At 68.1% G+C, this 4218-nt stretch carries 4 protein-coding genes; 3 read left to right on the forward strand and 1 reads right to left on the reverse strand.

Features of this window, described 5'->3' with window-relative positions:
- Positions 1-79: 79 nt before the first annotated feature.
- On the reverse strand, positions 80-1354 hold the full coding sequence (locus tag VD972_RS25745; RefSeq protein ID WP_324991373.1) for a hypothetical protein: 1275 nt from the start codon (positions 1352-1354) through the stop codon (positions 80-82).
- Positions 1355-1597: 243 nt separating this feature from the next.
- On the opposite strand from VD972_RS25745, the gene VD972_RS25750 reads away from it, so the two are divergent.
- From VD972_RS25750 to VD972_RS25760, 3 genes are all read left to right on the forward strand, one after another.
- Positions 1598-2239, forward strand: a complete 642-nt coding sequence (locus tag VD972_RS25750; RefSeq protein WP_324991375.1) for a hypothetical protein — start codon at positions 1598-1600, stop codon at positions 2237-2239.
- Positions 2240-2372: 133 nt separating this feature from the next.
- Positions 2373-3455, forward strand: coding sequence for an AmmeMemoRadiSam system radical SAM enzyme (gene amrS, locus VD972_RS25755; protein ID WP_324991376.1), 1083 nt, complete (start codon positions 2373-2375; stop codon positions 3453-3455).
- Positions 3456-3572: 117 nt separating this feature from the next.
- The coding region (locus VD972_RS25760) for a protein kinase domain-containing protein (RefSeq protein ID WP_324991377.1) at positions 3573-4218 on the forward strand (646 nt) is incomplete at its 3' end.

Here is a 4218-nt window from a genome sequence, read left to right on the forward strand (position 1 = left end):
CTCGGGGGCAACGGTCTCAAAGTCCAGCGGCATGAGTAAACTCTAGTGAACCGGGGATGTTTACTCTAGTTTACCGCCTTCATTCCCCTTCTGTTCCCTTCGCCAGATCCACACGGAGGTCGACCTCGATGACCTGGAAGCTGGGCGCGGGCTCACCTTGCCATACAGTGGCGTCCGGCCTCTGGCCATGGTTGACGAATCCCGGTGCCACTGCCCCTTCGCTCTTGGGCTGGTTGGCGAGCACGGTGACGCTGCCACGCGTGGTGAAGAGCTGTGTGGCCGCTCTGGCATGAGCCCTGCGGCTGGAGGCATCTCCCATCGCAGGGACGAGCACCCACTCGGGACCGATGTCCTTCCAGACTCCGGGCACGGGCCCGTCCGCCTCGCAGAAGTCCAGGCAGATGGGCATGGCCAGCATCCCCATCGGCAGGCCCATGAGGTGGATCCGCCTCCCGGTGTGGATGTCCTCAGCTCCGTGCTCCCCCCATTCGCCGAATGGCAGGAGCTTGAGATGCTCCAGCACGGGGTGCCCGTAGACGTCCAGCAGCTCGGCTCGATTGAAGACCTTGTCGGGGTTCGCGCCATCCGCCTCGTGGAAGCTCCCTGGCAGCACCAGGATCATCCCGTGTGTCGCCGACTGCTCCTCCAGCCATTGCTGAACGCGCTCGCGGTGAGCGGGAGTCGCCGTGAGCTCCGGGAGCACCAGCACGTGGGCTCGGGCGGCCCGCGCCTGCTCCAGGAAGCCCCTCACGGTCTGCCAGCGGGTCTCTGGATCCGTGAGACTCTCCGCTCTCCAGGAGGGCGGATGCGGCTTCGCCAACTTCAGCTTCACTCCGTCCTCGAAGTGGCAGATCGCCACCCGCAGACGCTCTCCCTTCGCATGCATGTCCGCGAGCTTCTCGAAGAGGTAGTCGCGCGGCTTGCGGATCTCGACCTGATAGCCGCCCAGCGCCTCGGAGATGACCCAATGATGCCGGGTCCAGTTGCGGAGGTGCCCCACCTTCCCTTCGACACGCCCCTGCCTCATTCCCTGAGGACGGCGGTAGAGGTGGTAGAGCTGCCCATCTCCCAGCCGCACGGGGGTCGAGATCTGAGTCTTCACCCCTGTGGACCCGCTCCCAGCGTGCTCGGCTAGAAACACATCGAGCGCGCTCAATCGCACCAGGTCATTCCACTCCGCTGGCGGCTTCTTCCCCTCGTCAAGCAGCTTGCGGACCTGCACCGTGGTCTCCACCACCTCATTGCGCCGGACCTCGCCCTCCTGATCTTGGAAGCGGGGATGGTCCTTCCAGAGCCCGACCCAGAGCTCCACGAAGAGCGCTCGCGCATACTCGATGGTTTCCCGGAGCTTCATGAAGGCAGGGGTCTCGCGCGGTCAGGGTGCTGCACATCCTGACTGCGGACTTCTCCCGCATCTGAGCAGGAGCTTCAACCCTGCTGAGCACCTTGCGCACTCCTCTCGCTCGCGCAATCTCACCACATCCCGGACCACCCCGCGTGCCCCGAAAGCCACGCCGAGGAGACGCGCTGCGGCCATCGAGGGCATGAGCACGGAGGAGACCTGGATGCCCTTAAGGAGTAGGCTGTCTCCGCCCCGATGAGCGACGACTGGGTAGAGCTGCTGAACACGGATCCACGTGCTTACCGCGCGCGGGTCCTGCATTTCTCCCGCACGGACTGGCACACCCTGCGCGAGCACCGGCTGAGCCTCACCGAGGAGCTGTTCCTCCGGCACCTGGAGGCGCTCTTCCCTCCTGAGGAGTCGGGCCCGGGAGATCGCTTCGAGCTGAGCTGGTGGTGGCCGGGCGAGCGCCCCCACTACACCCTGCATTTGCGCGGGCAGGACGGCATGCGGCATGCGCAGGCGGTGGATCACGTCGGGCCGCTGTACGAGCGGGCCGCGCTCGGCTGGGTGCGCGACACCACCCTCGCGCGGCGCATGGATCCGTGGGGCATGCACATCGGCGCACCGCCGCCGTACCGCCCCCCGCACGAGTTCCTCGAGGTCTGCTTCGCCGAGTTCCCGGGCGCGAGGCTCACCTCGCTCGAGCTGGAGCAGCAGGAGGGCTATGTCGACCCTCCGAACAGCGTGGTGGAGCCGAGCGTCCATGTGGATGCGAGCCTGACGGCCTCGGACGGCGGCATCGTCCTGGTGCACCTGGGCACGTGGCCGGAGGAGGAGTTCGAGCGGCTGGGCGAGTGGCGGCGCGAGCTGCTGGGCCAGCCCCTGGGCACCTGAGGGCGGCAGCGGGGGACTGGCCTCCCAGTCAGGGTCCAGCCAGGCTCCCAAGGCTTCCGGCGCTCAAGGCTCCATCCCCCGGCATGAGGGCTCGCAGGGAGATAATGATGGAGGGAGGGGAGGAGCTCCGGGCATGAGCCTCGAATACCCAGGACGGTGGTGGCACCGGCTCGAGGACGGGCGCATCCAGTGCGACCTGTGTCCGCGCGACTGCAAGCTGAACGAGGGCCAGCGCGGCTTCTGCTTCGTGCGCCAGCGCGTGGGGGACCAGATGGTGCTCACCACCTACGGGCGCTCGTCCGGGTTCTGCGTGGATCCCATCGAGAAGAAGCCGCTGAACCACTTCTACCCCGGCAGCAGCGTGCTCTCGTTCGGCACGGCGGGGTGCAACCTGGGGTGCCGCTTCTGCCAGAACTGGGACATCTCCAAGTCGCGCGAGCTCGACAGGCTCATGGACCAGGCCTCGCCCGAGGCCATCGCCCAGAAGGCGCAGGAGCTGGGCTGCAAGAGCGTGGCGTTCACCTACAACGATCCGGTCATCTTCGCCGAGTACGCCATGGACGTGGCGGATGCGTGCCACGCACGCGGCATCCAGACGGTGGCGGTGACGGCGGGGTACATGCACGCCGAGCCGCGGCGCGACTTCTACGCGAAGATGGACGCGGCCAACGTGGACCTGAAGGCCTTCACCGAGGACTTCTACCACCGCGTCACCTTCTCGAAGCTGCAGCCCATCCTCGAGACGCTGGAGTACCTCAAGCACGAGACGCGCGTGTGGTTCGAGCTCACCACGCTGCTCATCCCCGGGCAGAACGACTCCGACGCGGAGCTGACGCAGCTGTCCGAGTGGGTGTACTCCCGGCTCGGCCCGGACGTGCCAGTGCACTTCTCCGCCTTCCACCCGGACTTCAAGATGATGGACGTGCCGGCCACGCCTCCCGAGACGCTGCGGCGCGCCCGGGAGATCGCCCGGCGGACCGGCCTGCGCCACGTGTACATGGGCAACGTGCACGACATCGAGGGGGACACCACCTCCTGCGGCGGCTGCGGCGCCTCGCTGATCGTCCGCGACTGGTACCAGCTGCTGGAGTACCGGGTGACGGCCGAGGGCCAGTGCCCGGACTGCGGCGCTCGGGTGCCTGGCCGCTTCGATGCCGCCCCGGGCTCGTTCGGCCGCCGCCGCATCCCCGTGCGCCTCCACGCCCCGGGCGTGTAAGCCTCCCGCTTGCCCTTACCGTGAATCTACAATAATTCACACCCTGCCCCGTTGCCCGAGCAGGGCAGTGATGCGCCATGCCCCCCCTCCCCGAGTCCCCTCTCGGAGCCAGCCTTGATGCCCGAAGACCTTGAGGCCGAGCTACGCATGGCATTGGCCGAAGGCCTCCTCACGCGTGAGGAGGCCGGTGCGCTGCGCGAGGAGGCGCTCCGTCTGGGGAAGAGCCCCATGGCCCTGCTCAAGGAGCGGGGCGTCATCTCCGACGAGTCCCTGGCCGACCTCCGCAAGGCCGACGTGGAGAAGACATTCGTGCCGCGGGCCACCGCGGGCGGGGCGGCCACGCTGGGCCCGGCGCTCACCCTGGCGGATCGCGACAAGGCCGACCCGGCCTTCCCCGTGCCGGGCTGGGAGCGCTACGAGGGCGTCCGCTTCCTCGGGCAGGGCGGCATGGGCCGCGTCTTCCTGGCGTATGACCGGAGCCTGCGCCGCAACGTCGCCCTCAAGTTCGTGAAGGGAGATGACGAGCAGCTTGTCCGCCGCCTGCTGTCCGAGGCCCGCGCCCAGGCCCGCGTGGAGCACGAGCGCGTCTGCCAGGTCCACGAGGTGGGCGAGGTCCAAGGCAAGCCCTACATCGCCATGCAGTTCGTGGACGGGCTGCCCCTGGACCAGGGGGCCAGCGAGCTCAAGCTCACCGTGGAGCAGAAGGTGCTGGTGCTCCGGGAGGCCGCCGAGGGCGTGCATGCCGCCCACCGCGCCGGGCTGA

The sequence above is a fragment of the Hyalangium sp. genome (assembly GCF_035629615.1).
Lineage (GTDB): Bacteria > Myxococcota > Myxococcia > Myxococcales > Myxococcaceae > Hyalangium.